Origin of the sequence: Streptacidiphilus albus JL83, assembly GCF_000744705.1 — a bacterium.
Taxonomy (GTDB): domain Bacteria; phylum Actinomycetota; class Actinomycetes; order Streptomycetales; family Streptomycetaceae; genus Streptacidiphilus; species Streptacidiphilus albus.
On record NZ_JQML01000001.1, the window covers coordinates 7,749,439 to 7,769,599 of the forward strand.

General features: G+C 75.6%; 17 protein-coding genes and 1 pseudogene. 11 read left to right on the plus strand and 7 right to left on the minus strand.

Annotated features, from left to right (window positions below; all coding sequences use genetic code 11):
* Positions 1-35: 35 nt before the first annotated feature.
* On the plus strand, positions 36-1,877 hold the full coding sequence (locus BS75_RS33590) for an AfsR/SARP family transcriptional regulator (protein WP_034090915.1): 1,842 nt from the start codon (positions 36-38) through the stop codon (positions 1,875-1,877).
* Here BS75_RS33590 and BS75_RS33595 read toward each other — a convergent pair.
* The 7 genes from BS75_RS33595 to BS75_RS48730 form a co-directional block, all read right to left on the minus strand.
* Complete coding sequence (locus BS75_RS33595; RefSeq protein ID WP_042438378.1) at positions 1,855-2,940, minus strand: MsnO8 family LLM class oxidoreductase; 1,086 nt, start codon at positions 2,938-2,940, stop codon at positions 1,855-1,857. The genes BS75_RS33590 and BS75_RS33595 overlap by 23 nt on opposite strands.
* A gap of 34 nt (positions 2,941-2,974) precedes the next feature.
* Entirely contained in the window at positions 2,975-3,523 is a 549-nt protein-coding gene (locus tag BS75_RS33600; RefSeq protein ID WP_042438355.1) for a flavin reductase family protein, read from the minus strand.
* Positions 3,520-3,750, minus strand: coding sequence for a hypothetical protein (locus BS75_RS33605; RefSeq protein ID WP_156164319.1), 231 nt, complete (start codon positions 3,748-3,750; stop codon positions 3,520-3,522). The genes BS75_RS33600 and BS75_RS33605 overlap by 4 nt, the downstream gene beginning before the upstream one ends.
* Positions 3,717-4,565, minus strand: a complete 849-nt coding sequence (locus BS75_RS33610) for an MsnO8 family LLM class oxidoreductase (RefSeq protein ID WP_052070037.1) — start codon at positions 4,563-4,565, stop codon at positions 3,717-3,719. The genes BS75_RS33605 and BS75_RS33610 overlap by 34 nt, the downstream gene beginning before the upstream one ends.
* Before the next feature lie 22 nt (positions 4,566-4,587).
* The gene (locus tag BS75_RS33615; RefSeq protein WP_034090917.1) at positions 4,588-5,871 is read right to left on the minus strand and encodes an MFS transporter; all 1,284 of its coding nucleotides are present in this window, start codon (positions 5,869-5,871) and stop codon (positions 4,588-4,590) included.
* Complete coding sequence (lanKC, locus tag BS75_RS33620; RefSeq protein ID WP_034090918.1) at positions 5,868-8,627, minus strand: class III lanthionine synthetase LanKC; 2,760 nt, start codon at positions 8,625-8,627, stop codon at positions 5,868-5,870. Before lanKC ends, BS75_RS33615 begins: the two co-directional genes overlap by 4 nt.
* 163 nt (positions 8,628-8,790) lie before the next feature.
* Positions 8,791-8,967 carry a hypothetical protein gene (locus BS75_RS48730; RefSeq protein WP_156164320.1) on the minus strand — a complete coding sequence of 59 codons (177 nt, stop codon included), beginning with the start codon at positions 8,965-8,967 and terminating at the stop codon, positions 8,791-8,793.
* A 263-nt stretch (positions 8,968-9,230) separates the two neighbouring features.
* On the opposite strand from BS75_RS48730, the gene BS75_RS33625 reads away from it, so the two are divergent.
* The 10 genes and pseudogenes from BS75_RS33625 (at position 9,231) to BS75_RS33670 (ending at position 20,069) form a co-directional block, all read left to right on the plus strand.
* Positions 9,231-10,382 (plus strand): radical SAM protein, encoded by a 1,152-nt coding sequence (locus tag BS75_RS33625; protein WP_034090919.1) that lies wholly within the window; start codon positions 9,231-9,233, stop codon positions 10,380-10,382.
* Positions 10,379-11,157: pseudogene (locus BS75_RS43620) on the plus strand (iron-containing redox enzyme family protein). The gene BS75_RS33625 and the pseudogene BS75_RS43620 overlap by 4 nt, the downstream one beginning before the upstream one ends.
* A complete protein-coding gene (locus tag BS75_RS33635; protein WP_034090920.1) occupies positions 11,154-11,357 on the plus strand; it encodes an aroma-sacti cluster domain-containing protein in 204 nt (67 codons plus the stop codon). Before BS75_RS43620 ends, BS75_RS33635 begins: the two are co-directional and overlap by 4 nt.
* The gene (locus BS75_RS33640; protein WP_081982889.1) at positions 11,341-14,556 is read left to right on the plus strand and encodes an adenylate/guanylate cyclase domain-containing protein; all 3,216 of its coding nucleotides are present in this window, start codon (positions 11,341-11,343) and stop codon (positions 14,554-14,556) included. The genes BS75_RS33635 and BS75_RS33640 overlap by 17 nt, the downstream gene beginning before the upstream one ends.
* Entirely contained in the window at positions 14,553-15,440 is an 888-nt protein-coding gene (locus tag BS75_RS33645; RefSeq protein WP_042440896.1) for a S8 family peptidase, read from the plus strand. The genes BS75_RS33640 and BS75_RS33645 overlap by 4 nt, the downstream gene beginning before the upstream one ends.
* The gene (locus tag BS75_RS33650) at positions 15,437-16,042 is read left to right on the plus strand and encodes a GAF domain-containing protein (RefSeq protein ID WP_034090921.1); all 606 of its coding nucleotides are present in this window, start codon (positions 15,437-15,439) and stop codon (positions 16,040-16,042) included. Before BS75_RS33645 ends, BS75_RS33650 begins: the two co-directional genes overlap by 4 nt.
* Before the next feature lie 128 nt (positions 16,043-16,170).
* A complete protein-coding gene (locus BS75_RS33655) occupies positions 16,171-16,665 on the plus strand; it encodes a diadenosine tetraphosphate hydrolase (RefSeq protein ID WP_042440898.1) in 495 nt (164 codons plus the stop codon).
* 221 nt (positions 16,666-16,886) lie between these two features.
* Positions 16,887-18,305: a potassium channel family protein gene (locus tag BS75_RS33660; RefSeq protein WP_231607969.1), complete on the plus strand. Its 1,419-nt coding sequence runs from the start codon at positions 16,887-16,889 to the stop codon at positions 18,303-18,305.
* A 73-nt stretch (positions 18,306-18,378) separates the two neighbouring features.
* Positions 18,379-19,818, plus strand: a complete 1,440-nt coding sequence (locus tag BS75_RS33665; RefSeq protein WP_034090923.1) for a serine hydrolase domain-containing protein — start codon at positions 18,379-18,381, stop codon at positions 19,816-19,818.
* 68 nt (positions 19,819-19,886) lie between these two features.
* A complete protein-coding gene (locus tag BS75_RS33670) occupies positions 19,887-20,069 on the plus strand; it encodes a hypothetical protein (RefSeq protein ID WP_034090924.1) in 183 nt (60 codons plus the stop codon).
* Positions 20,070-20,161 lie beyond the last annotated feature (92 nt).

Here is a 20,161-nt window from a genome sequence, read left to right on the forward strand (position 1 = left end):
CCCCGCGGCGGTTCCGGTCAGACAGGGGTGAGGCGATGACAGTCGAACGGCCCGGACACGCATCGGCGGCGGAACAGGGCGGGATCCGCTTCGCCATTCTCGGCCCGCTCGCGGTCGAGTCGGCGGGACACCCCCTGCCACTGGGCCCGTTGAAGCAGCGGCTGGTCCTGGCGCTGCTGCTCTGCCAGGCCGGTTCGCCGGTCTCGGTCGACCTGCTGACCGAGGCGGTGTGGCAGGACGAGCCGCCGCGGACCGCGCGGAAGAACCTCCAGGTGTACATGTCGGCGCTGCGCAAGCTGCTGGGCGGCGCCGGCCAGGCGCAGCTGGTCTGCCACTCGGCCGGCTACCTGCTGCGGGTCGGCGCCGGCGAACTCGACGCCCTCCGCTTCCGCTCGCTGGCACGGGACGGCCGGACCGCCGCCGCCCGGGGCGAGCCGGCGCTCGCCGCGCGGCTGCTCCGGCAGGCACTGGACCTGTGGCGCGGAGTCCCACTGGCCGAACTCCGGCGCTCCGGCCCGCTGCTGGCTGCGGCCCGCCGACTGGACGCCGACCGGGTCGGCGTCTACGAGGACTGGGCCGAGGCGGAACTGCGGCTGGGCAACGCGCGGGTGGTGGCCGAGTCGATCGGGGGAGTGGTGGACCGCGAGCCGCTGCGCGAGCGGCTCCAGGCCGCCCGGATGAGCGCGCTGCACCAGTCCGGACGGCGCGCCGAGGCGCTGGCGGCCTACGAGGAACTGCGGCAGCACCTGGCCCGCGAACTGGGCCTGGCACCGAGCCCGCAGCTGGCGGCGCTGTACCGGTCGATCCTGGCCGACGGACCGTCGGCGCCGGCTCCGCCCCGGAACCCGGCGACCGCCGGCGCGCTGCTGCCCCCCGACCTGGTGGACTTCACCGGCCGCGCGGACCAGCTGGGCCAGCTGAGCGACGTGCTCCGGCGGGACCGGGGACGCGGGGTGGTGCTGGTCGGACCCAGCGGCGCGGGCAAGACCGCGCTCGCCGTCCACACCGCCCACCGGCTGGGCGAGGCCTTCCCGGACGGCCGGCTGCTGGTCGGCCTCCGCACCGAGGAGGGACGTCCCCGCTCCCCGGAGTCCGTGCTCGGCGAGATCGTCCGGACGGCCGGCCTCGCCGCCCGGGTGCCCGCCGACCCGGCGCAGGCCGCCGCGCTGTGCCGGGCCTGGCTGGGCGAGCAGCGGGTGCTGCTGGTCCTGGACGACGCCCCGGACGAGTCCACCGTGCGGATGCTGCTCCCCGGCGGCGGTCCGGGCCGGGTGCTGGTGACCTCCAGGGCCCAACTGGCCGGGCTGGCCGCGGTGCACCGGCTGGAACTGCCGCCGTACTCCGCGTCGGAGGCGCTGGAGCTGCTCGCCCGGATCATCGGCGACACCCGCCTCGCCCGGGACCCGGCGGCCGCCCGGCGGATCGTCGCGGCCGGTGGGATGCAGCCGCTCGCGGTCCGCGTCGGCAGCATGCGGCTGGCGGTCCTGCGGCACCTGCCGCTGGCCGAGTACGCGGAGCGGCTGGCCGAGCCCAGCGCGACCCTGGACGAACTCGCCGCCGGGGACGTCGCGGTGCGGCCCCGGCTGGCGGCGAGCTGGCAGGACCTGTCCGCCCCGGACCGGACCGCGCTGCTCCGTCTCTCCGGGCTGGCCCTGGGAGCCCCGTTCACCGTGGGGCAGGTGGCCTCGGCGCTGGGCTGCGGCACGGGCGGGGCGCGGCGGACGCTGGAGCGGCTGATCGAGGCCGGAGCCGTCGGCTCGCCGACGGAGGAGGCTCCGGCGGACTCCGCCCGGTACACCCTGCCGTACCTGCTCCACCTCTACGCCCGCGAGCGGGCCGGGAGCGCGGCCGGGCTCAGCCCGGCCGCGCCGCGGTGAGCACCCGCCGGTCCGCCTCCGGCTCCGGCTGCCCGGCCCCGGCGGCCAGCCGCAGGGTGCGGCAGCGGGCGGCCCCGGTGAGCTCGTAGGGCACCAGCATCACCTCGTCCGCGCCCAGTTCGTCCGCGACGGCCCGCAGCCCGGCGGCCACCCTGGCCGGCGCGCCGTGGACCACCTGAAGCTCCGTCAGCGCCTTCCGGGCCAGGTACTCCGCGCGGGCCGGGGAGAGCTGGGCCGGCGGCGCGCTGTCATCGGGGTAGCCGATCCGGTAGGCGGCGGTCTGCAGGGCCAGCGACTCGGCCTCGGCGTCGGTCTTGGCGCAGACCACGTTCACGGAGACGGTGACGTGGGGCCGGGCGCCGTCGGGCCCCGGTTCGAAGCCGGAGCGGTAGCGGGCCACGGCCTCCGGGCGGCACTTGGCCCGGCCGAGGTGGTACCCGTGGGCGAAGGGCAGGCCGCGTTCGGCGGCGATCCGGGCGCTGCCCTCGCTCGCGCCGAGCAGGTGGACCTGCGGCGGGGTGGCGGTGTCCGGTGCCAGCCGCAGGGCGTGGAAGCGGTGCCGCTCCGGTCCCCGGTGGTGCAGGAAGCCCAGCAACTCGTCGACCTGGGAGGGGAACTCGCTGATGGCGCGGGGGTCGCGGCGCAGCGCGGCCGCCAGCAGCCGTTGGGTCTCGACCGTGGTCCCGCCGGTGGAGCGGCCGAGGCCGAGGTCGATGCGTCCGGGGTGGAGGGCCTGGAGGGTGGCGAACTGCTCGGCCACGGTGAGCGGGGGGTGGTTGGGCAGCATCACGCCGCCCGAGCCGACCCGGATCCGCGCGGTCCGGGTGGCCAGATGGGCGATCAGCACGGCAGGGAAGCTGCTCGCGGTCTTGGCCGAGGCATGGTGCTCGGCCACCCAGAAGCGGTGGTAGCCGCAGGCGTCGGCGGTCGTGGCCGCGTCCACCATGTCCAGGACGGCCCGCTCGCCGGTGGTGTCGTGGAGTCGGCCGCCGAGATCGAGGACCGAGATCGGGAAGGGGAGCGCGGACGGGCGGGCGCCGTCCGCCGCGGTCTGCCGGGCCATGGTCATGGTTCCTCCGGGTTGGGTAGGGAGCGGCTCAGGGGCGGAGCGCGCTGCGGAAGTAGAGCAGCGGCTCGCCCGGAGCCCCGCTGGCGTGGCCGAGCACCGAGCCGAGGAGGATGGAGTGGTCGCCGCCGTCGTACACGGCGGCCAGCGAGCACTCCAGCCAGGCCAGCGCCCCGGTCAGCAGCGGGGCGCCGGTGCACCGGCCGCGGAGGCTGTCGACGCCGTCGAACTCCCGCTGCCCGCGCGGCCGGTGATGGTCGGCGAAGTGCCGGGCCAGCCGGGCCTGGCCGGCCGACAGCACCGAGAGCGCGAATCCGCCCTCGGCCAGCACGGTCCCGTGCACGGCGGCGGTCCGCGCCACGCAGACCAGCACCAGCGGCGGGTCCAGCGAGACCGAGGTGAAGGCGTTCGCGGTCATCCCCCGGGGAGCCTCCCGGCCGGCGGTGAGCACGGTCACCCCGGTCGCGAACCGGCCGAGCGCCGCCCGGACGCCCTCGCGGTCGACGGCCGGTGCGGGTGCCGGTGCGGGTGCCGGTGCGGGTGCCGGTGCCGGTGCGCCGGCGGGCAGTCCGGCGGTCATGAGCGGGACGCCGTTCCCAGCAGCCGGGCCCGCGGCCGCCGGACGCCGGCGGCCAGCCGCAGGGTGCGGCAGCGGGCCGGGCCGGTGAGCTCGTAGGGCGCCAGCATGATCTCGTCCGCGCCGAGCTCGGCCGCCAGCGCGTCGAGTCGGGCGGCCACCACGGCCGGTGACCCGTGCACCACCTGGTACTCCGTCAGTTCCCGGCGGGCCAGGTAATCCGCGCGCACCGGGGACAGCGGCGCCGGGGGTTGCCACCCCCGGCGGCGGCGCGGTCGGCGGCGGTCCGCAGGGCCAGCGACTCGGCCTCCTCGTCGGTCTCGGCGCAGACCACGTTGACGGCGACGATCAGGTGGGGGCGGGCGTCCTCGGGGCCCGGCACGAAGGCGGAGCGGTAGCGGACCGCGGCCTCCGGGCGGGCGACCGAACGGCTGAGGTGGTGGCCGTAGGCGAAGGGCAGGCCGCGTTCGGCGGCGATCCGGGCGCTGCCCCCGCTCGCGCCGAGCAGGTGGACCTGCGGCGGGGTGGCGGTGTCCGGTGCCAGCCGCAGGGCGTGGAAGCGGTGCCGCTCCGGTCCCCGGTGGTGCAGGAAGCCCAGCAACTCGTCGACCTGGGAGGGGAACTCGCTGATGGCGCGGGGGTCGCGCCGCAGGGCGGCCGCCAGCAGCCGGTGCTCGGCGGTGACCGCGCCCGGGGGGCGGCCGAGGCCGAGGTCGATGCGTCCGGGGTGGAGCGCCTGGAGGGTGGCGAACTGCTCGGCCACGGTGAGCGGGGCGTGGTTGGGGAGCATCACGCCGCCCGCCCCGATCCGCAGCCGCTCGGTCCGGGCGGCCAGGTGCGCGATCAGGACCGGCGGGCAGCTGCTCGCGGTACCGGCCGAGGCATGGTGCTCGGCCACCCAGAAGCGGTGGTAGCCGCAGGCCTCGGCGGTCCTGGCCGCGTCCACCAGGTCCAGCACGGCCCGCTCGCCGCTGGTCCCCGGGGCGTGGCCGCCGCGGTCGAGCACGGAGAGCGGGACGGTCGGCCCGGGGGACCGACGGTGCACCGGGCGGGCTGTGCGGTCGTGGTCATGGCTGGCTCCAGGCCGGTTCCGGACGGGGCGGTACGGGAGTGGGCGTCGGCAGGGTCACCGCCAGCAGCGCCAGCACCCCCAGGCCGACCGCCAGCACCACGGCGGCCGTCGGCAGTGAGCGGCTGACCAGCAGCCCGGCCGCCAGCGGCCCGAAGGGCTGCAGCAACTGCACGCTGAAGTCGTTGGCGGTGGCGACCCGGCCGTAGATCTCCTCCGGGACGGAGGTCGCCATGACCGTGCTCACGGTGGCGTTGATCACCGGGACCAGCAGGCACATCGCCGAGAACCCGGCCACGAAGGCCAGATTGCTGCCGGTGAGCCAGGCCGTCAGCAGCAGCAGGGTCGCCGCCGCCGGACCGAGGGAGACCAGGACCCGGGTCGGCAGCCGGCGCTGGAGCGCGGGCGCGGCCAGCGAGCCCAGCAGCCCGGCCAGAGCCGCCGTACTGACTGCCCAGCCGACCATCTGCGCCCCGCCGCGCTCCCGCCCCACCCCGAGCACCAGGGCCGAGCCGAACGCGGTGAACACCAGGGTCAGACCGCAGAAGTAGAGCGTGGAGCGGCGCAGGAACGGGTCGGCCGCCAGGTGGCGCCAGCCCACGGTGAACCGGTGCCAGAACCCGGGCTCCGGGCCCGTCCGCGCGGCGGGCGCGGCCTCGCGGGCGGCGGGTCCGGTCCGCCGCGCCGGCACGGCCGCCGCGATGCAGACCGCGGACACCAGGAAGGTGAGCGCGTCCAGCGCGAAGGGCAGCGCCGGGCGCAGCCCGAGCAGCAGCCCCGCCGCGGCGGGCCCGGCGATCTCGGCCCCGTAGGTCCGGGCCTGGTTCAGCGACACCGCCGAGGCGATCTGCTCGGGGCTGACCACCCGTCGGATCAGCCGGTACTGCGAGGGCTTGAACACCTCCACCGCACCCGCCGACACCACCACCGCGCCCATGGCCGGCCAGAGCGGCAGCGGCCCGAAGGCGGACCACACGGCCACCATGCCGATGGCCGCCAGGCGCACCAGGTCGCAGCCGATCAGCAGCCTGCGCTCGTCGAACCGGTCGCTGACGAAGCCGGCCGGGATCCGGGCCGCCAGCCCGGCCGCCGCCACCACCGTGCCGACCGCGGCCACCGCAGTGACCGGGTGGCCCGAGGCCAGCAGCACCAGCGGAAGCGCCACCCCGGACATCGAGGAGCCGAAGGAGGAGAGCGTCTGGCCCATCCACAGCAGGCGGAACTCCCGGTTGTGCCGCAGCATCGCCGCCCGGGGCTCGGCGGTCCGGGTCGCGGTGCTCACGAGCGGCCGCCCGCAGCAGCCGGCGCGGCACCGGTCAGCAGGTCGTCCAGCAGGAAGTTCCGGTTGGTGCGCAGCCCCGGGGCGGCGTGCCGGACCCGGTCCAGGAAGAGCACGATCCCGGCCGAGCCGGACGCCAGGTCGCAGCTCTCGCGCAGGGTCTGCTCGCCGGGGAAGACGATGCCCTCGGGCCGGCGCACCGCGCTGCACAGCACCGCCTCCGCCGCCCGCTCCGCGTCGCCGAGCAGCTCCGGGTCGCCCAGGAACTCGTAGGCGTCCAGCACGGCGTTGCCGAGGCCGCTGATCCCGTGGAAGAGCTGGGGGAAAGCGGTGTACTTGCGGCGGACGTCGGGGAGCAGGCGGTCCACCTCCTTGCGCAGCCGTTCCTCGCCGGTGACGTCCCAGTAGCGCAGCAGGGTGGTCAGCACCCCGGCCGTCCCCTCGTCCCAGTAGTGGCGCCGGACCAGGGGGGCGTCGCCCTCGATGAACGAGGGGAAGGACAGTACCCCGCTGGCCGAGTGCAGGCCGCAGGAGAGGTCGAAGTCCAGCGCGGCCGTGCCGAGGGCGAGCGGCTGCTCGTCACCGGTGGCCCGGTGCAGGGCGAGCAGGAACATGGCGACGCCGGCGGCGCCGTAGCCGTAGCCGACCGGGACCCTGCCGGTCGAGTCCTGCCAGTGCGCCCCGTCCTCGTCCCACTCGGCGCTCCCGGCCAGCCGGAGGCCGATGGCGCGGGCGTGGTCCAGGAACTCCGGCAGCCCGGTGTCCCGCCACAGCCGCAGGCAGGCCATGCCGTGTCCGGCCGCGCCGGTGAGCACCCCGGGCTCGGTGTGCAGCAGCGGATGGTCGGCGGCCTCGCGCAGCACCTGCGCCGCCAGGTCCCGCCGGCCCAGGTCGGACAGCGCCCAGGCGGCCCCCGCCGAGCCGTAGTAGAGACCGGGGGGCATCGCCTGGTGCGAGGTGGAGTGGCGCAGCGCCCAGGAGAGGTAGGAGTCGGGAACCTCCCGCCCGAGGCCCTGCAGGGCGTACAGGCAGCCGTAGGCGCCGTGGGCCAGCGAGAGCGGGTTGGTCTCGAAGACCAGGACGTCGGCCGGGAAGAGGCGGTCCTCGCGGTCGAGGTCCGCGGTCCCGTGCAGGTAGTCGACCACGCCGTCCAGCACCTCGCCGATCCGGCCGTGCAGTTCGCCGCTGCGGCCGGGCTCGGCGGAGGTCCGGTGGGCCAGCGGCGGCGGCTGGCGCCAGGCGGTGGCGAAGGGCAGCTCGGCGATCCGCCGGCGCAGGGCCGCCGGTTCGGGCAGCGGGGCGTCCTCGTCGTAGAGGTCGGTGATCAGCGAGACCAGTTCGGCCGGCAGGGCCAGGTCCTCGGCCACCGCGGCCAGCAGCCGGAGCGGCACCGCGTGGTCGACCATGTCGTTCTGCTGGCAGCCCGCGACGGTGGCCAGCATCAGGCCGCCCAGCGCGTAGTAGTCGGTCCGGCGGTCGCCGCACTTGGCGGCCATCGCGCGGCGGGTGACCATGCCCGGGGTGCTGAGCCCGGCGCCCTGGTCGACGCCCTCGTGGAAGGCCGACTCCAGGTCGATGACGCACACCCGCTCGTCCGGGGTCACCATGACATTGGTGGCGGACAGGTCGCCGAGGACGATGCCGCGTTCGTGGCAGAGCGCGATGGCGTCCGCGATCTGCAGCCACAGCCGCTGCAGCAGCCGGTAGTAGTCCTCCAGCCGCTCCGGCGTCAGATCCAGCTCGTAGAGCGGATTCTGAGTGGTGGTCACCATGCCGATGTGGATGCCCTCCACCAGCTCCTCGACCAGGTAGGAGTGCTCCCACTCCTGGAAGAGGGCGAGCGGCCGGACGAAGAGCCCGCTGTCGGCCAGCTCCGCCAGCAGGTCGTGCTCGTGGCGCAGCAGGGTGACCGCGTCGATGCCGAGCGGTCCGACCTCGACCCCGGGGCGGGCCTCGCGCAGCACCACATCGGCGCCGGTGACGGTGTCGATGGCCCGGTAGATCCCGCCGCGGTTGCTGAACAGCAGTGCGCTGTCCACCTCGTACCGTCCGGCCAGCAGCGGCTTCGGCGGCTCCGCCGCCGGTGCTGCGGCGGCAACCGGCTCCGGGGTGCCGGCCCTGCGGGTCACCGGATCCACGGCCCAGGCCGGCACGGTCCACTGCGGAGTGCGGTCGTCGGGCACCGGCGTGCCGTCCGGGGAGGTGATCAGCAGCTCGGTCAGCCCGAGCGGATGCAGCCGGGGCTGCCGGGTGAAGCCGCCGTAGCGGTAGGAGACGACCCGGGAGCCGGGGTAGCGGCGGTCGGTGAGGACGTACGGTCCGTCGAACCCCTGGAGCGCCTCGGCCAGCGCCTCGGCGACGGCGAGGAACGACTGCTCGTCGGGCGGGTAGACGGTGACGAACTTCCCGCTCGCCGAGCGGGAGAAGGACTTGCTGTTCAGCTCCCGCATCATGGGCGGGTCGATCAGGAACTTGAACCGCACACCCGCGTCCCGCAGCACCGGCAGGCACCGGCGCAGGGTCTCGGCGCTGGTCCGGGAGGTGGCCGAGACGTGCAGCTTCCAGCCCTGGCCGGGCTCCGGGGCGCCGGGCGGGTCCGCGACGAACCAGTAGCCGTACCGCCGCAGGCGCCAACTGCCCGGCATGGTCGCGCGGTACTCGACCAGATGGGCGCTGTCCGGCCGGCGACGACTGACGTCCTCGAACCACCGTGGGTGGTAGGGCAGATAACGCAGCATGGTCTCCCACGGCAACTGCATTCCGACGTTCCTCTCTCGTTCGCATCCGGTGACAGCGGCCCTGCGGTTCGACTGCCCTGCGGTTCAACCGCTCTGCGGTTCAACCGCTCTGCGGTTCAGTGACCCTGCGGCCGATCGGGCCGGTGGCGAACCACCGGCCCGATCGACAGCTCACGGCTGCAGGTCAGTTGCAGAGGGAGCCGGCACAGGAGCTGCAGCTTCCCGGGGCGACCATCAGACCCTCCTGGGTCTCCTTGTCGATGCTGATGCCCTGCAGACCCAGCACCTGCTCCGCGTGCGCCTCGACCTCCGGCGCGTCGTCCTCGGGCGTCTCGACGGTGGGTTCGATGTTCTCGGCCACGATGAGCCTCCTGTCCGTTTCCTGCGCTACGGGCGGCGGTTGCCGACCGCTGGAACCAGACGCTAGGGCGGCTCGATTCGGGATCGGTCAACCGCTGGTATGGCAGCGGTATGGCTGCTGCTCCGAGGCCCTCGACGCCGCCCCCGCTCTCCTCGGCACCGTACTGACCTGCGGATTTACCGTTTCCCAGGCGCTTCCGAAGCGCCCCCGAACCGGTCTCGCCGAGGCTGGGGAACCGACCGTGGGGCGAGAGGGGGGAAGCGATGCACCTGTCCGAACTCGTGGGGCTGCGGCCGGTTCCGTGCGCCGGACTGCTGCTGACCCTCACCCGGCGCTGCCCGTTGAGCTGCGCGCACTGCTCCACCTCCTCCACCAGGGAGGGCGAGGAGCCCGGCGCGGCCCGACTGCGGCGCTTCGTCGGCTCGTTCACCGCCGAAGACCGACCCGAGCTGGTCATGCTCACCGGCGGCGAACCCCTGCTGCTGCCCGAGCTGGCCGCCGAACTCGCTGCCACGGCCCGCACCGTGGGCACCCGCAGCGCACTGCTCAGCGGCATGTTCTTCGCCCGGGACGGTCGCATCCCGGACCGGATCATGCGGGCGATCACCGCCGTCGACCACTTCTCGGCGAGCCTGGACGTCCACCACGAGCGCGAGGTGCCGCGGGCCGGGGTCTTCCGGGCGATGCACCGGGTGCTGGACGCCGGGATCCCGGTCAGCTTCCACCTCACCGGGACCGGGGAGGACGACCCGTACCTCGCCGGGCTGACCGCCGAGATCCGCCGGGAGTTCGCCGACCGGGCACCGATGCTGGTCAACCGGGTCCGCCCGCTCGGCCGGGCCGCCTCCTGGGCCGCCGCCTCGGCGGTCGTGTCCGCCGCCCGGCCGGGTGCCGGGCCGGACCCCGGGCGGGCGCTGCCCTGCGCGATGGCCGCGTGGCCGGTGGTGGCCTTCGACGGGACGGTCCTCGCCTGCTGCAACCAGCAGGCGGTGGACGGCCGGCCGGTCCCCGAGCACCTGCGGCTGGGCCACCTCGCCGAGGACGACTGGGCCGCCGTGCGCCGCCGTTCGCTGGCGTCCCCGGTGCTGCGGATGATCCGCACGGTCGGGCCGTCCCACCTGTACGCGCGGTACGCGGCGGGCGGCTGCGCCGACCCCGGCAGTGCGGCACCCGGCAGCGCGGCCCCCGGCTACTGCAGCGGCTGCCGCAGGCTCTCGGACCACCCCGAGGTGGTCGCCGGCGCCACCCGGGACGCCTCCGGAGCGCTCGGCGAGCTCCTCGACCAGCTCTCCGCCGCCCGGCAGACGGCCGCCGGCCCGGTGGAGCTGGTGCGCAGGCACGGCGGCGGCCGCCACGCCGCGTTGGTGGCCCTGTCCGGACCGCCCCCGAGCCCCGGTTCCGGGAGCGGGCCATGACCGACCCGCGCATCTCGGCCGACCCGCGCATCTCCGCCGACCCGCGCATCTCCGCCGACCCGCGTTTCTCCGCCGAACTGCGGGCGACGCTGGCCCTGGCCGCGCCCGCCGTCCGCGCCGCCTCCGCCGCCCTCTGGCGTCCGGCCGGCCTGCGGGCCCGCTACCTCGGCTACCTGGGCGCGATGCACGCCCTGCTCCGGGCCTCGGTGCCGCTGCTGGAGCTGGCCGCCGCCCGCTGCGCCGAACTGGCCCCGGGCGACCCGGCGGCCGGGCCGCTCGGCCGGTACCTGCTCCGGCACGCCGAGGAGGAACGCGGCCACGACGACTGGCTGCTGGCCGACCTGGCCGTGGCCGGCGGCGACCCCGCCGCCGCCCTCGCCGCCGTCCCCCGGCCGCCGTCGCGGCCATGGCCGGGGCCCAGTACTACTGGATCGAGCACCACCACCCGGTCGCCCTGCTCGGCTACCTGGCCGTCCTGGAGGGCAATGCCCCGGCTCCCGGGCTGGCGCAGCGGCTGGCGGCCGGGACCGCGCTGCCTGCCGCCGCCTTCCGTACCGTCCGTGACCACGCTCTCCTCGACACCGGCCATCTGGCGGAACTGGACGGCCTGTTGGACCGGCTGCCGCTGGGGCCGGACCGCCGGACGGCGGTGCGGGTGAGCGCGCTGCACACGGCCCGCGAACTGGCCCGGCTGTTCCACGAACTCGCCGCGGACCATCGACCCGTCTTCCCGCTCGCCCCTGTCCCCGCACCAGTACCGGGAGGTCCGCCATGACCGACGACCGCACTGCCAGGATCGGCCGCCTCTACGAAGCCGGCTTCGTCGTCGACGCCTTCAGCGAGGAACAGGTGGAGGTGCTGCTCGGGCTCGGCCCGGACGAGCTCAACATCCTGCTGGACATCAAGAGCCGCCTCGACGAGGCGGCGCCCGAGGTGGAGGCACACAGTGAGATCGCCGGTGGCGCGCTCTTCTGAACCGCCCAGTTCCGAACCGTCCTGCTCCGGCTGCCGGAGGACGCTTCCGGTCGACGCCCGGTTCTGTCCCTCCTGCGGTGCGCCCTGCGCCCCGGCGTCCCCGGTCGGGTCGGTGGAGGCCCGCAAGGTGGTCACCGTCCTCTTCTGCGACCTGGTCGGCTCCACCGCCCTGTCCGGCGTCCTCGACCCGGAGACCCTCCGGGTGGTCACGCTCCGGTACTTCGAGGTGATGAAGGCTCAGATCGAGGCGCACGGCGGCACCGTGGAGAAGTTCATCGGCGACGCGGTGATGGCCGTGTTCGGAGTGCCCACCGTCCGCGAGGACGACGCCCGCCGCGCCCTGGCCGCCGCCCTCGGCATGCTCGACGCCCTCGGCCGGCTCAACACCGAGCTGGACGCCGGTCCGGGCGTCCGCCTGGGCGTGCGGATCGGCGTCAACACCGGCCAGGTGGTCACCGGTTCCGACGCCTCCGCGCGGCAGGCCCTGGTCTCCGGCGAGACGGTCAACATCGCCGCGCGGCTGGAGCAGAACGCCGGCGCCGACCAGATCCTGCTGGGACCGGACACCCTGCTCGCGGCCGGCACCACGGTCTCGGTCGAGGAGGTCGGCCCGCTCCGGCTCAAGGGCAAGACCGAGGAGGTCACCGCCTACCGGCTGCTCGGGCTCGGCGGCGACGAACCCGAGCAACTGCGGCGCTTCGACGTCCCGTTCGTCGGCCGGGAGCGGGAGCTGGCCGCCCTGGACGCGGCCCTGGAGCGGGCCGTGGCCGGGTGCGGCGCGCAGTCGCTGCTGGTCCACGGGGAGGCCGGGCAGGGCAAGACCCGACTGGTCCGGGAGTGGCTCCGCCTCTGGACCGGCACCGGGTACGAGGCCGGAACCGGGCCGCGGCCCGGCGCCGGCCCGGCCCACGGCGCCGGGCGCTGCCGCCAGTACGGCGAGCAGGGCTCGCTGAGCCCGCTCGCCGAGGCGGTCGGCGGCCTGCTCGGCCGGGCCCGGCCCGGTGCGGACGCCGAGGACGCCCTGGCACTGCTGGCCGAGGGCCTGCTCGCCGACGGCACCCCCAGCCCCACCCTGGACGACACCTGCGCCGCCCTGCTCCAGGTGCTGGCCTCGGTCGCGGCCCGGCGGCCGGTGGTGCTGGTGCTGGACGACTGCCACTGGGCCGGACCGCTGCTGCTCGACGTCGTGGACCGGCTGGTCCGGGACCTCGGCGGGGCCGCCGTCCTGGTGCTCCGGCTGGCCCGGCCGGAACTGCTGGAGCTCCGGCCGGAGGGCCCGGGTCCGGTGCTCCCGCTGCCCGGCCTGTCCGGGGCGGAGGCCGAGCTGCTCGCGGCCGGACTGACGGAGGTGGGGGCGCACCGGGACGGTGCGGCGACCGGCCTGCTGGAGCGGGCCGGGGGAAACCCGCTGCACCTGGAGCAGTTGCTGGCAGCGCTGAACGAGGGCGGTGCGGGGGACGAGGGCGGCGAGGCCGCGCCGCTGCCCGCCACGGTGCAGGCCCTGCTGGGCGCCAGGATCGACGCGCTGGCGCCGGCCGAACGGCTCACCCTCGATCTCGCCGCAGTGGTCGGCCGCGAGTTCGACGCCGCCGAGCTGGCCGAGCTCGCCCGGAGCGGCGAGCCGTCCGTGGTCGCCTCGATGCTCGGGCTCAGCCGTCGCCGTCTGGTCGAACCGGCCCCGTCGGCGGGCGGCGGCCGGGCCGTCTACCACTTCACCAGCGGGCTGGTGCAGGAGGTCGCCTACCAGTGCATGTCCAAGCGGGCGCGGGTCGAACGGCACGAAGGGGCAGCCGAGTTGGCCTCGGTCCGGGCCGCCGGGGAGGCGGCCGTCGGCGGCCACCTGGAGCGCGCCTGCCGCTACCGGGGCGAACTCGGCCTGCCCGGCGCGGACACCGACCGGGTCCGGCTCCGGGCGGCGGCCGCCCTCGGCCGGGCCGGCGCCCAGGCCCTGGCCCGGTCCGACCTCGCCTGGGCCGACGACCTGCTCGCCCGGGCGGTGGCGCTGTACCGCGAGGACGAGCCGGACGCCGGACCCACCGTCCGGCGGCTCGGCGAGGTCCGGCTGGCGCTGGGACGGGCCGTCGAGGGCCGGGAACTCCTCGGCCGGGTGGCTGCGGCGTCCACCGACCCGGTCGAGGCGGCCCACGCCCGGCTCGGCCTGGCCGTCGCCGATCCGCTGGCCGACGGCGGGTCCGTGGCCGCCACGGCCCGCGCGGCGCTGCCGGTCTTCGAGGCGGCCGGCGACCGACTCGGCCAGGCCCGGGCCTGCCTGAGGCTGGGTCAGCAACTCCAGTTGGAGGGCCGCCACCGAGCGGCCGACCGGCTGCTCACCCGGGCCCTGGGCCACGCGGTCGGCATCGACGCCGAACCGGAGCGCGCCGCCGCCCTGGGCGCGATCGGCGTCTCGCTGTGGCGCGGCCCCGACCCGCTGCCGGTCGCCACGGAACGCTGCCGGGCGCTGCTCGCCGAGCACGGGGTCCGTCGGCGCACCGTCCGGGTCACCCTCAACTGTCCGCTGGCGGTGATGCTCGCGCTGCGGTCCCGCTGGGACGAGTCGCGGGCCTGCCTGGCCGAGGCCGAGCGGCTGGCCGGGCAGCTGGGCTTCGCCGAGGCCCGGGTCTTCCTCCCGCTGTTCGGCGCCACGGTCGACGCCCTGGCCGGTCGGTGGCGCCAGGCCCTGCGCTCGCTGGACGCGGCCGGGGAGGCGGCCCGCTCGCTCGGTGCGGGCGCGCTGCTGGACACCATCGCCCTGGAGTCGGCGCGGATCCTGGCGGACACCGGGCAGTGGGCCGCCGCCGGAACGGCGCTGGCGGCCCCGGCCGCGCGCACCGGCCGGCCGCCGGCCGAGGCCGCGGACCTGGACGGGCTCCGCGGTCGGATCGCGGCCGCCGACGGCCGGACCGAGGACGCCCTGCGGCTGGCCGGGCGCGCGGTCGGGGCGGCCGCCGCGACCGACTCGCTGCTGGTCCAGGCCCAGGCCTCGTTGGACCGGGCCCACGTCCTGCTGCTGCTCGGGCGCACCGAGCAGGCTGCCGCCGCCGCCCGTGCGGCGGGCGCGAGCTTCGCCGCCAAGGGCCATCTGGCGGGCGTCGGCTGGGCCCGCGCGATCGTGCCCGGCGCGGCGGCTTGGCCGGCGGGCGGCGCAGCGCCCGGCGGAGAGCGCGGCGGCGAGCCCGATGGAGAGGAATCCCCGGCATGACATCCCCAGCGACATCCACCACCACCGCCCCCGCGCCGGTCCCGGCGACCGCCCGCAGGGCCGGGCTCACCTGGAGCCTGCGCGGCCGGGGCCCCGACGACATCCCGGTGGCGACCGACACGGGACTCGCCCCGCGCGGGACGGCGGGTGCGGGCACCGGGCGCGGGGTGCGGGTCTGCGTGGTGGACTCGGGGGTGGAACGCGACCACCCCCTGGTCGGCCCGCTCTCCGGCTCCTGGGTGGTGGTCAAGGACGAGGGCGGCGCCATCGAGGTCCGGGAGACCGACACCGGCGACACCTGCGGCCACGGCACCGCCTGCGCCGGGATCATCCGGCGGACCGCCCCCGAGTGCGAGCTGTACAGCGTCCGGGTCCTCGGCGAGCGCTTCTCCGGTACCGGGGACGTGCTGCTCGCAGGGCTGCGGTGGGCCGTCGAGCAGCGGTTCGACGTGATCAACCTCAGCCTGTCGACCACCCGGGTGCGCTTCGCCGAGGAGCTGCACGCGCTGGCCGACCACGCGTACTTCAACCGCTCGGTCATCGTCGCCTCGGCGCACAACACCCCGGTCGAGAGCTACCCCTGGCGGTTCGCCTCGGTCATCTCGGTCGGCAGCCACCAGGAGGACGACCTCGACCTCCACCTCTACAACCCCGATCCTCCGGTCGAGTTCTTCGCACCGGGCCAGAACGTGGAGGTGGCCTGGCTCGGCGGCGGCGCCATCCGCACCACCGGCAACAGCTTCGCGACACCGTACGTCGCGGGCCTGTGCGCCCGGCTGCTCTCCACCCATCCGCGGATGACGAGCTTCCAGCTGAAGAGCGCGCTCTACCTCTCCGCGGCCAATGTCCAGATCCGTCCCACCGGCAGCGAAGGTGCCCGATGACCGAGCGAACCGAACACGCCGCAGTCGCGGCACCCGATCCGGTCGGCGACGACGCCGCCCGGGAACTCCTCCAGTCGATCGTCGACGTGGCCCGCGCGATCTTCGGCGCCCAGGCCGGCTCGGTGTTCCTGCTCGACGAGGAGCGGGACGAACTCGTCTTCCAGGCGGTCTCCGGCCGGGGCGAGACCTTCCTGGTCGGCCGACGCTTTCCGGCGGACCGGGGCATCGCGGGCTGGGTGGCCACCTCCGGCGAGTCCATGGTGGTGGACGACCTGCGCCGGAACGCCACCTTCGACCGGAGCCTGGCCGAGTCCACCGAGTACGTCCCGGACGCGCTGATGGCCGTGCCGCTCATCCACGGCGACCGGGTCCTCGGCGTCCTGGAGGTGCTCGACCCGGCTCCGCAGTGCCGTTCCAGCCTCAGCGAGCTGGACCTGCTCGCCCTCTTCGCCCGCCAGGCCGCGGCGGCCCTGCGGATCGCCATCGACCGCCGCACGGACCGGCTCGCGGCCGAGCCCTCGCCCGCCGACACCCGCCGGGCCGAGGCGGTCCGCCTGGTCACCGAACTGGAGCACCTGCTCCGCGAGACCCCCGACCGCTGAGCCCGCGGTCCGCTGCGGCACCGGCCCTCCCCGGGTGCCCACGAGCGGTCCCCGAGGCCGGCGGTCGGGCCGGCGGCGAACCACCGGCCCGCGCTGCTCCGATCTGCTGCGGTGTAGGGTCCTCGGCCATGGATCATGATTGGCGCACGGACAGGATCGGCAGTGCTCTGGCGGGGGAGAACCCCTCGGTGCTGCGGCGGCTCGACGCCGGCTTCGCGGTGATCGGCGACACCCAGTTCCTGCCGGGGTACTCGGTGCTGCTGGCGGACGATCCCGGCGTGGGTCGGCTGTCGGAGCTGCCGCGGGACAGGCGCAGGGCGTTCCTGGCGGACATGGACCGGCTGGGCGAGGCCGTCGAGTTGGCCTGCCGGCGGTCGGATCCGGCCTTCCGGCGGGTGAACCTGGAGATCCTGGGCAACACCGACGGCTTCCTGCACGCCCACGTGTGGCCGCGCTACGAGTGGGAGCCCGCCGAACTGGTCGGCCTCCCGGTGTGGCTGTACTCGCGGGAGCACTGGAGCGACCCCCGGCACGCCCTCGGGCCGGCCCACGACGGCCTGCGCGCGGCGATCGGCGAGGAGTTGGACGCGCTGGCCCGGCGCGACGCGCCGGCCGCGAGCTGACGCGAGTGGGCCCGCCGTTCCGGACGGCGGCCTGCCGACGCCGCACCGGGCTCCCTTATGATCGGCCCTGTCGCTATCGCGACCGAACACTCCGCACTCCTGGCCGTGGCCGCAGGTGCACGGCAGCCACCCCCCGCCGGCCGGCCCGTTCCTTCGGGTCGACGCACGCGTGCCCGGCGCAGTGAGCTCCGCCGCCCCCTCACGGCAGGATGTCCGCCATCGTGACCACCACCACTCCGTCGATCCCGCATGCCCGCAACTTCGTCGTCATCGGCGACACCCACCTCGCCCGCAGCGTCTGCGCCTCCCTGGGCGCCGAAGGCCACGCGGTCGGCCACCTCTTCCAACCGCGTGACGAGGAGCTCCGCGCCGCCGTCGCCCGGCAGCCGAACGGCCTCGCGGTCCTCCTCCACGACGACGTCGCCTCCCTGCGCTACGCGCTGGCCGTCGCCCACCTGTCGCCCACCGTCCCGCTGGTGGTCACCATCTTCGACCGCACCGTGGCCGACGAGCTCCGGCGGCTGCTGCCGCAGTGCGACGTGACCTCGCCGGCCGACCTGGTCGCACCGGTCCTCGCCGGACCGTGCCTGGATCCCTCGCTGCTCTCGCTCCGGCAGCAGGGCCGGGGCGCCCTGGCGGTGCGCCGGCAGCACGGCCGGCTGCTGCTCCGGCCCTGGACGTCGGTCCGGCCGAGCGGATGGGCCGCGCGGGCCGCCCGGTTCTCCAGCCAGCTGCGCCCGCACGACGACGGCACCCGCCTGCTGGTCTTCGGGATGCTCGCCATGGCCGCGGTCCTGCTCGGCGACTGGAGCTGGATGGTCGCTCACGGGCGTCCGCCGACCCTGGCGCTGTTCGAGGCCGCCCGGGTGCTGGCCGGCGTCGGCCCGGCCACCGCCGCGCCGGGGGAGCGCGGGTACCAGGTGGCGGCTGCCGTCGCCATGCTCTGCACGATCGCGTTCAGCGCCCTGTTCACCGCCGGCGTGGTCGAGCGGATGCTGAGTCCGAGGCTGATCGGGCTGGTCGGACGGCGCACCCTGCCGAGGTCCGGACACGTCATCGTGGTCGGCATGGGGCAGGTCGGCATCCGGCTGTGCCTGGAGCTGCGCCGCCTCGGCATACCCGTGGTCGGCGTGGAGCGCGACCCGAACACGGCGACCGCCCGCCTGGCGCGCTCCCTGGGGATACCGGTGATGGTCGGCCACGGCGGGGACCGCTCGGTCCTGGAACGGCTGCGGCTGGGCCGGGCCCGGGCCCTGGCCGCGGTGGGCTCGGACGACCTGGACAACATCGCCGTGGCCATCGCCGCGCACGGCGTCGCACCTGGCACCCGGGTCGTGATCCGGGCGGGGGAGCACGAGGCCATCGCCGAGACCCGCTCGCTGCTCCCGATGGGCGCGATCCGCGACGTCACCCAGTTGGCCGGGGTCTACGTCCTGGCCCGGCTGCGCGGCCAGGACGTGGCCGCTGTCGCCGCCGACGACCACGAGCTCTACGTCCAGAGCTCGGCCGGGGACTTCGGCGCCGCGACGATCACCGACCGCGAGCAGTGCCGCCACCTGCCCGCGCCCGCCTCCGCGCCGGTTCCCGCGCAGTGCGGCTGCGCCTGCGCGGCCGTGGCAGCGGAAGGCAGCGCCGCCTGATGCGCGGGCGGCGCGACCGCCCGGCCAAGGTCGTCAGGGCACTGGCCGGGTCGTATCCAGGGGGGTTTGAGCTGTGACGAAACTCGCGGATCTCGTAGCGGATCTCAAGGAAATACTTGAGCGGTACCGTCGTGAGGACCATGTCCCCGGTGTGTCGCTGGCGGTGCGAGTCGGGGACGAAGTGGTCGAGTGCACGTCCGGGGTGCTCAACCTCGACACCGGGGTCGAGGCCACCGCGGACTCGCTGTTCCAGATCGGATCCGTCACCAAGACATTCACGGCGACGCTGGTGATGCAGCTCGTCGACGAGGGCTTGGTCGACCTGGACCAGCCGGTACGCACCTACGTGCCGGAATTCTCCGTCGCCGACCACGAGGCCGCCGAGGCCGTCACGGTGCGGCAGTTGCTCTGCCACACCGGCGGCTTCGACGGGGACGTGTTCGACGACTTCGGGCGCGGCGATGACGCGGTGGCCCGGTACGTCGAGGCGCTCAAGGACCGCGACCAGGTCTTCCCGCCCGGGCGGATGTTCTCCTACTGCAACTCCGGGTACTCCGTCCTCGGCCGGCTCGTCGAGCGGGTCAGGGAGTTGCCGTCCTGGGACGCCGCGTTGCGCAAGCACCTGATCGAGCCACTCGGTCTCGCGCACACGGTGACGCTGGCCGAAGAGGCGATCATGTTCCGCGCCGCCGTCGGACACGTCGACGGCGAGGGCGAGAACACGGCCGAGCAGCGCGTCGCCCCGTGGTGGCAGTTCCCGCGCGCCGGTGCACCGGCCGGTGCGACCCAGTGCGCCAGCGCCCGCGACCTGGTGGAGTGGGCCGGGTTCCATCTCGGCGGCGGCCTGGCTCCGGACGGCACCCGGGTGCTGAGCGCCGAGTCGGTGGCCGCGATGCTCGCGCCACAGACGGTGCTGCCGGCCTTCGACGAGGACGGCGCGTCCACCTGCTCCTGGGGCCTGGGCTGGGAACTGTACGAGCTGAAGGGCGGCCGGGTGTTCGGGCACAGCGGCGGAACGCTCGGTCAGGCGTCGCTGCTGGAGGTCGCCCCGGACAGCGGGGTCGCGTTCGCCGTGCTGACCAACGGAGGCGCGCCGGCGCGCCTGATCCACGCGGTCCGCAGTCGGGTGCTCGGCGGGCTGGCCGGGATCGAGGTCCCGCCGCTGCCCGAGCCGCCGAGCCCGGCGATCGAGGTCGACCCGCGCCGCTTCGTCGGCCGTTACCGGACCGTCGGCGCGTACTACGACATCAAGCAGGACGCCGAGGGCGGACTCGTCGTCGAGATCGGCTCGCGCGGTGCCCTACCGGGGATGGGGAAGCAGGAGCCGAAGACGCGGCGGCTGATCGGCCTCAGCCCGACGGTCCTGATCGGGCGTCATCCGGGGCAGCGGGTGTTCTGGAGGATGGCGTTCCCGGAGGTCGGCGCGGACGGCCGCGCGCCCTACCTGTACCTGGGCGTTCGGGCCGCGATACGCGTGGACGACCCGCAGGGTGAGCAGAACACCGAGGCCTGAGCCTCCCGTCTCGGACGGAGGGGTGTGCGACGGGTGCGGCCACGCTCCACGGTGGCGGTGCGTCGGCGATGGTGACGGGGGCCGAGGCCGTCCCGCTGCCCTGGGGCGACAGCGTGCCGGTGCAGGTCGTCCCGGAGCCGAAGGCGAGCGTCTGGCCGGCGGTGAAGACGGTGGCGTTGACGTCGCTCAGCGAGTTGTACGGCGACGACCGGGTCCCGTTGCCGTCGCTCGGCTGCGAGCAGTCGACATAGACGGTCGCGGCCTGGGTGGCCGTCCGGGCGCGGTGCGCGTGCGCGCGGTGCGCCTGCGCGGTGGCTGCCTGGGCGGAGGCCGGCTGGGCGGG